At 60.4% G+C, this 7,894-nt stretch carries 7 protein-coding genes; all 7 read left to right on the top strand.

Annotated elements, in window-relative coordinates:
- The first annotated feature begins 87 nt into the window (after positions 1-87).
- The 7 genes from hyi (at position 88) to KGA97_RS28405 (ending at position 7,748) form a co-directional block, all read left to right on the top strand.
- Positions 88-870, top strand: a complete 783-nt coding sequence (hyi, locus tag KGA97_RS28435) for a hydroxypyruvate isomerase (RefSeq protein WP_223481914.1) — start codon at positions 88-90, stop codon at positions 868-870.
- 147 nt (positions 871-1,017) lie between these two features.
- Positions 1,018-1,911: a 2-hydroxy-3-oxopropionate reductase gene (locus tag KGA97_RS28430; protein WP_223449625.1), complete on the top strand. Its 894-nt coding sequence runs from the start codon at positions 1,018-1,020 to the stop codon at positions 1,909-1,911.
- Positions 1,912-2,060: 149 nt separating this feature from the next.
- Positions 2,061-3,341, top strand: a complete 1,281-nt coding sequence (locus KGA97_RS28425) for a glycerate kinase (RefSeq protein WP_008026780.1) — start codon at positions 2,061-2,063, stop codon at positions 3,339-3,341.
- On the top strand, positions 3,331-4,746 hold the full coding sequence (pyk, locus tag KGA97_RS28420) for a pyruvate kinase (RefSeq protein WP_223481913.1): 1,416 nt from the start codon (positions 3,331-3,333) through the stop codon (positions 4,744-4,746). Before KGA97_RS28425 ends, pyk begins: the two co-directional genes overlap by 11 nt.
- Positions 4,747-4,898: 152 nt before the next feature.
- A complete protein-coding gene (locus KGA97_RS28415; protein ID WP_207285357.1) occupies positions 4,899-5,813 on the top strand; it encodes an urea transporter in 915 nt (304 codons plus the stop codon).
- Between the two features lie 21 nt (positions 5,814-5,834).
- The gene (locus KGA97_RS28410; RefSeq protein WP_008039865.1) at positions 5,835-6,659 is read left to right on the top strand and encodes an ion transporter; all 825 of its coding nucleotides are present in this window, start codon (positions 5,835-5,837) and stop codon (positions 6,657-6,659) included.
- A gap of 93 nt (positions 6,660-6,752) precedes the next feature.
- The gene (locus KGA97_RS28405; protein ID WP_008039863.1) at positions 6,753-7,748 is read left to right on the top strand and encodes a sulfate ABC transporter substrate-binding protein; all 996 of its coding nucleotides are present in this window, start codon (positions 6,753-6,755) and stop codon (positions 7,746-7,748) included.
- The last annotated feature ends 146 nt before the right edge of the window (positions 7,749-7,894 follow it).

Below are 7,894 nucleotides of genomic sequence, written 5' to 3'. Positions count from 1 at the left end.
ATTCAACATTGATGCCGACTGACACAACGCCTTCGCGGGCAAGCCTCGCTCCTACAGAGGGAGCTCACACATTTACGGGAGACCACCATGCCGCGTTTCGCAGCCAACCTGTCCATGCTGTTCACCGAACAGGATTTTCTCGCCCGTTTCGAAGCGGCCGCCAAGGCCGGCTTCAGTGGTGTCGAATACCTGTTCCCTTACGATTTCAGCTCCGCCGAGATCAAGGCCAAGCTCGACGCCAACGGTCTGACCCAGGTGTTGTTCAACCTGCCGGCCGGTGACTGGGCCAAGGGCGAGCGCGGTATCGCGTGCCTGCCGGACCGGGTTGACGAATTCCGCGCTGGGGTCGATCTGGCCATTGCCTACGCGCAAGTGCTGGGCAACACCCAGGTCAACTGCCTCGCCGGTATCCGTCCACAAGGCGTCGACGATGCCACCGTGGAAAAAACCTTTGTCGCCAACCTCAAGTACGCGGCCGACAAGCTGCAAGCGGCGGGCATCAAACTGGTGATGGAAGCGATCAACACCCGCGACATCCCAGGGTTCTACCTGAACAACACGGCGCAAGCCCTGTCGATTCGCGAACAGGTCGGCAGCGCCAATCTGTTCCTGCAATACGACATCTATCACATGCAAATCATGGAAGGCGACCTGGCCCGCACCCTGCAATCGCACCTCAGTGAAATCAATCACGTGCAATTGGCGGACAACCCGGGGCGCAACGAACCGGGCACCGGTGAAATCAACTACCGCTTCCTGTTCGAACACCTGGACCGGATTGGTTATCAGGGTTGGGTCGGTTGCGAATACAAGCCGCTGACCACCACCGAAGCAGGCCTGGGCTGGCTGAAAACCCATAACGCGATCTGATCGAAAACCGCGTCATCGTTCTTCGCGGGCAAGCCTCGCTCCTACGAACAACCCTGCCCCTGTAGGAGCGAGGCTTGCCCGCGAAGGCGCCCTCGCTGACACCCACGAATTTTGCGAACAGAGCAATAAAAACAAGAGGATTTTCTCATGGCTAAAATCGGATTTATCGGCACCGGCATCATGGGCCACCCAATGGCGTTGAACCTGCAGAAAGCCGGTCACAGCCTGTTCCTGTCGGCGCATCACGACGCCGCGCCTGCCGACCTGATCGCCGGTGGCGCTGTCGCCCTGGCGAACCCGAAAGAAGTTGCGCAAGAAGCTGAATTCATCATCGTCATGGTGCCGGATACCCCGCAGGTCGATGACGTGCTGTTCCGCGCCGACGGTATTGCGGCCGGTGTCGGCAAGGGCAAAGTCGTCATCGACATGAGCTCGATCTCGCCTACCGCCACCAAAGCTTTCGCGGCCAAGATCAACGAAAAAGGCGCGCAGTACCTCGACGCGCCGGTGTCCGGCGGTGAAGTCGGTGCCAAGGCTGCGACCCTGAGCATCATGGTCGGCGGCGATGCCGATGCCTTCGAACGCGCCTTGCCACTGTTCCAGGCAATGGGCAAGAACATCACCCTGGTGGGCGGTAACGGCGACGGTCAAACCGCGAAAGTGGCGAACCAGATCATCGTCGCGCTGAACATTCAGGCCGTGGCCGAAGCCCTGCTGTTCGCTTCGAAAAACGGTGCCGATCCAGCCAAGGTGCGTGAAGCGCTGATGGGCGGTTTCGCTTCGTCGAAAATCCTCGAAGTGCATGGCGAGCGCATGATCAAAGGCACCTTCGACCCAGGCTTCCGCATCAGCCTGCACCAGAAGGACCTGAACCTGGCCCTGCAAGGTGCCAAGGAGCTGAACATCAACCTGCCAAACACCGCCAACGCCCAGCAAGTGTTCAGCACCTGCGCGGCCATCGGTGGCAGCAACTGGGACCACTCGGCGCTGATCAAAGGCCTGGAGCACATGGCGAATTTCTCGATTCGCGATAAGAACTAAGTCTCTGTCTGACCCTGTGGGAGCTAGCCTGCTAGCGATGAAATCGACGCGGTGTGTCTGGTAGACCTCAGCGCCTGAATCGCTAGCAGGCTAGCTCCCACAAGGGGCCGAGTTGCCCTTCAAATAACAAGAAAATCCGGGAGCCCGCCATGTCGGTCGATCCGCAACAATTCCTGCGTGAGCTGTTTGCCACAGCCATTGACGCGGCCCATCCGCAGCAAGTCCTCGAAGCTCATTTGCCCACTGACCGCAGTGGTCGCGTGATCGTCATCGGCGCCGGCAAAGCCGCCGCCGCCATGGCCCAAGTGGTCGAGCGTTGCTGGCAGGGTGAAGTGTCCGGCCTGGTGGTGACGCGTTACGGTCACGGCGCCCCGTGCGAAAAAATCGAAGTCGTCGAAGCCGCTCACCCGGTACCGGACGCCGCCGGCCTGGCCGTCGCCAAGCGCGTGCTGGATCTGGTCAGCAACCTGAGCGAAGACGACCGCGTCATCTTTCTGCTCTCCGGTGGCGGTTCTGCGTTGCTCGCCCTTCCGGCCCAAGGCATCACGCTCGCCGACAAGCAATCGATCAACAAAGCCCTGCTCAAATCCGGCGCGACCATCGGCGAGATGAACTGCGTGCGCAAGCACCTCTCGGCGATCAAGGGCGGCCGTCTCGGTAAAGCCTGCTGGCCCGCCACTGTTTATACCTATGCGATTTCCGATGTACCGGGCGACCTCGCCACGGTCATCGCTTCCGGCCCCACCGTGGCCGACCCGAGCACCTCCGCCGAAGCGCTGGCAATCCTCAAGCGCTACGACATTGAAGTCCCGGCGTCGGTGCGCAACTGGCTGCAAAGCCCGGAATCGGAGACGGTCAAACCCGGCGACCCGAGCCTGGCGCGCAGTCATTTCCAATTGATCGCCCGCCCGCAACAGTCGCTTGAAGCCGCTGCAGTGAAAGCCCGTCAGGCCGGTTTCAGTCCGCTGATCCTCGGCGACCTGGAAGGCGAATCCCGCGAAGTGGCCAAGGTTCACGCCGGCATCGCGCGGCAAGTGGTCCTGCATGGCCAGCCATTGGCGGCGCCGTGCGTGATCCTTTCGGGCGGTGAAACCACGGTCACCGTGCGCGGCAATGGTCGCGGCGGACGCAACGCCGAATTCCTCCTGAGCCTGACCGACAGCCTCAAAGGCTTGCCCGGCGTCTACGCGCTGGCCGGCGACACCGATGGCATCGACGGCTCCGAAGACAATGCCGGGGCGATCATGACCCCGGACAGCTACGCCCGCGCCGCCGCCCTCGGTTTGAGCGCCAGCGATGAACTCGACAACAACAATGGCTACGGCTATTTCGCGGCGCTCGACGCGTTGATCGTCACCGAGCCGACCCGCACCAACGTCAACGACTTCCGCGCCATCCTGATTCTCGAGAGCACAAAAAATGACGCCTGATAAAAAGGTCAAAATCCTCGCCACCCTCGGCCCCGCCACCGACGGGATCGAAGACATCCGCGAGCTGGTGCAGGCCGGGGTCAACATCTTCCGCCTGAACTTCAGCCACGGCGATCACGCCGACCACGCTCAACGCTATCAATGGATTCGTGAAGTCGAGCGCCAACTGAATTATCCGCTCGGGATCCTGATGGACCTGCAAGGCCCGAAACTGCGGGTCGGCAAGTTCGCCGAAGGCAAGGTGCAGTTGCATCGCGGTCAGGCCCTGCGCCTGGACCTGGACCCGACGCCGGGCGATCAACGCCGGGTCAACCTGCCGCACCCGGAAATCATCGCCGCGCTGGAGCCGGGCATGGACTTGCTGCTCGACGACGGCAAACTGCGACTGCGCGTGGTCACCAAATACGCCGACGCAATCGACACCACGGTGCTCAATGGCGGCGAACTCTCGGACCGCAAAGGCGTGAACGTGCCGCAAGCGGTGCTGGAGTTGAGCCCACTGACGGCCAAGGATCGTCGCGATATGACTTTCGGTCTGGAGTTGGGCGTGGATTGGGTCGCGCTGTCGTTCGTGCAGCGCCCGGAAGACATTCGCGAAGCGCGTGAACTGATCGGCGACAAAGCGTTTTTGATGGCCAAGATCGAGAAGCCGTCGGCGGTCACGCAACTGCGGGAAATCGCCGAATTGAGCGACGCGATCATGGTTGCCCGTGGCGACCTCGGCGTCGAAGTGCCCGCCGAAAGCGTGCCGCAGATTCAGAAGAACATCATCAGCATCTGCCGCCAACTCGGTAAACCAGTGGTGGTGGCGACGCAGATGCTCGAATCGATGCGCTTCTCCCCGGCCCCGACCCGCGCCGAAGTCACCGATGTGGCCAACGCCGTGGCCGAAGGCGCCGATGCGGTGATGCTGTCAGCGGAAACCGCGTCCGGCGAATACCCGATAGAAGCTGTGCAGATGATGAGCAAGATCATCCGCCAGGTGGAAAACGGTCCGGACTATCAGACGCAACTGGACGTCAGCCGGCCGAAAGCCGAGGCGACCGTTTCCGATGCGATCAGCTGTGCGATTCGTCGCATCAGTAACGTGTTGCCGGTGGCGGTGCTGGTGAACTACAGCGAGTCCGGCACGTCGAGTCTGCGAGCGGCGCGGGAACGGCCGACCGTACCGATTCTGAACCTGACGCCGAACCTGCAGACCGCTCGCCGCTTGACGGTGGCGTGGGGGGTGCATTCGGTGGTCAATGATCGTCTGCGCCAGGTGGATGAGGTGTGTTCGACAGCGCTGGAGATTGCGCAGGCGCAGGGCATGGCGCAGCGCGGCGACACGTTATTGATCACGGCGGGTGTGCCGTTTGGGCAGCCTGGGTCGACTAACTCTTTGCGTATCGAGACGTTGATCTAGAGCGCCCATACCGGCCTCATCGCCAGCAGGCTGGCTCCCACATTGGTTTTGTGTCGATAACGAAATCAAGACTGAACGCAGATTCAGTGTGGGAGCCAGCCTGCTGGCGATGCTGGCGACTCGGTTTCACTGAAACACCCACAGACTTCATCATGCCTGCCAACCACTTCAACACCCACTGCCCCGATTGGGCGACTGCCCTGCTCAACGGCTTCAGCCAGATTTTCCTCCAGCGCCATCCGCTGTTTGGTCTGTTGTGCCTGCTCGCCATTCTATTCACCGCACCGGCCCTGCTCGGCGGTGCGCTGCTGGGCGGTGTCGCCGGTTTGCTCACCGCGCAACGTCGCCACTACGCCAAGGCTGATCGTCAGGCCGGGCTGTTCAGTTACAACGGTGTCCTGCTCGGTTTGCTGCTGAGCCTGTATTTCCCCTGGTCCGCGCTGTTGCCGCCGCTGATCATTGCTGCGGGTGGATTGAGCGCGATGCTCACTCAGCAGTGGCTCAAACGCATCCGGGTCAGCCAATACCTGCCGGCCTATACGGCGCCCTTCGTGGGATTGGGCTGGTTGCTGCTGTGCTTCGCCACCCCCTCGACCGAAGCCCATTTGATCGAAGTCAGTGCGTTGAACATGCTCCTCGCCCCCCTGAAAGGCCTCGGCCAGGTGATGTTCCTCGGCCATCCGCTGGCCGGTGCGATGATTGCCGTGGGTTTGCTGATCGCTGATCGCCGCGCATTCTGCTGGGCGATGCTGGCGTCTGCCGCGGGCATGGGCTGGAGCCTGCTGCATCAAGACTTCTATAGCGCATTGATCGGCCTCGGTGGCTATAACGCCGTACTCGCCGCCCTCGCCCTCAGCTCGCTGCGCCAGCAACCGTGGCTGCCGCTCATCGGCATCGCAGCGGCGCTGTTGCTGACGCCGGTGTTTGCCGCCATCGGTCTGCCAACGCTGACCGCGCCGTTTATCCTCGCCTGCTGGCTGATCCGCACGGTTATGCAAATGTTCGGCAAAACCACCGTCGCCGGTACGCCTTGCACTCTGGAGGAGAATCACCCTAGGCTGCGCTGATTCTCGATTCAGGCGTTATCCATGGACAGCAGCAAAAACTGGCGTGAAGACCTTTACGTCATGGTTTTCCAGAGCGACACCAAGGCCGGGCGGCGCTTCGACGGCATTCTGCTGTTGATCATCCTCGCCAGCATCGTCATCGTGATGCTCGACAGCATCGACACGATTCATCAGAACTACGCCAACGTGTTGGCGTACATCGAGTGGGGCTTCACGGTCATTTTCGCCATCGAATATGGCCTGCGCCTGTACTGTTCGCCCAAGCCGCTGCGTTATGCGTTCAGCTTCTATGGGCTGGTGGATTTGCTGGCGATCGTGCCCGGCATCCTCGCGCTGTATTACGCAGATGCGCAGTACCTGCTGATTATCCGGATCATCCGGATGCTGCGGATTTTCCGCGTGCTCAAGCTCAGTCCGTACCTCAAGCAAGCCAATTACCTGATGTTGGCGCTGCGTGGCAGCAAGCAGAAGATCGTGGTGTTTCTGGTCAGCGTCTGCACGCTCGTCACGGTGTTCGGCACGCTGATGTACGTGATCGAAGGCCCGGAGCATGGCTTCACCAGCATTCCAAAAGGCATCTACTGGGCTATCGTGACGCTGACCACCGTCGGTTTCGGCGACATCGTGCCGAAGACGCCCTTGGGCCAGGTGATTTCGTCGCTGGTGATGATCACCGGTTACTCGATCATCGCCGTGCCAACCGGGATTTTCACCGCCGAACTGGCCAACGCCATGCGTGGCGAACAGTTGCAACACGACTGCCCGGTGTGTAAGAAAAACAGCCACGAGCACGGCGCTGCATTTTGCTCGCGGTGCGGCAATGTGTTGTTCAAAAAACTGGAATAAGCAAAGTGCTTTTTAATCTTTAAAGGACTATACGAGCCCGGTTATAGTCGCTGGCAAATTGCCTCATATTTAAATTAGAACAAGGAATGCGCAGTGAAAAAACTCTTTGGCGCCTCACTTCTGGCCGCTGGCCTGGCATTGACCAGCGTGGCTCAGGCTGCACCGACCCTGCTCAACGTTTCCTACGACGTGATGCGCGATTTCTACAAGGACTACAACGCTGCCTTCCAGAAACACTGGCAAGCCGAGCACAACGAAAACATCACCCTGCAGATGTCTTTCGGCGGTTCGAGCAAACAGGCGCGCTCCGTGATCGACGGCCTGCCGGCTGACGTCATCACCATGAACATGGCCACCGACATCAACGCCCTGGCGGACAACGGCAAACTGGTGCCGGACAACTGGGTCACCCTGCTGCCGAACCACAGCGCGCCGTTCACCTCGGCCACGGTGTTCATCGTCCGCAAAGGCAACCCGAAAGCCCTGAAAGACTGGCCGGATCTGCTCAAGGACGGTGTGCAAGTGATCGTGCCAAACCCGAAAACCTCGGGCAACGGCCGCTACACCTACCTTTCGGCCTGGGGTTATGTGCTGAAGAACGGCGGTGACGAGAACAAGGCCAAGGCCTTCGTCGGCAAGCTGTTCAAGCAAGCACCGGTGCTGGATACCGGTGGTCGTGCGGCTACCACTACCTTCATGACCAACCAGCTCGGCGACGTGCTGGTGACCTTCGAAAACGAAGCGGAAATGATTGCCCGCGAGTTTGGCCGTGATCAGTTCGAAGTGATCTACCCAAGCGTCTCCGCTGAAGCCGAGCCGCCAGTGGCCGTGGTCGACAAAGTGGTCGAGAAGAAAGGCACCCGCGCGGCGGCCGAGGAATACCTGAAGTACCTGTGGTCGCCAGAAGGCCAGGAAATTGCTGCGGCAAACTACCTGCGTCCGCGTGATCCGGCGGTACTGGCCAAGTACACCGACCGCTTCCCGAAAGTGGATTTCCTGTCGGTAGAGAAGACCTTCGGTGACTGGCGCACCGTGCAGAAGACGCACTTCAATGATGGTGGGATCTTTGATCAGATTTACGCTCAGTAAACGCTGATAGCCCAATGAAAAAGGCGACCTGAGAAGGTCGCCTTTTTTGTTTTTGTGTTCACTGAAGTTCCCTGTGGGAGTGAGCCTGCTCGCGATGGCGGTGGGTCAATCACATTGATGGTGACTGATACACCGCCATCGCGAGC

Source organism: Pseudomonas sp. BF-B-15 (genome assembly GCF_019946675.1).
GTDB lineage: Bacteria > Pseudomonadota > Gammaproteobacteria > Pseudomonadales > Pseudomonadaceae > Aquipseudomonas > Aquipseudomonas migulae.
This window is presented reverse-complemented; position numbering and strand designations above follow the sequence as displayed.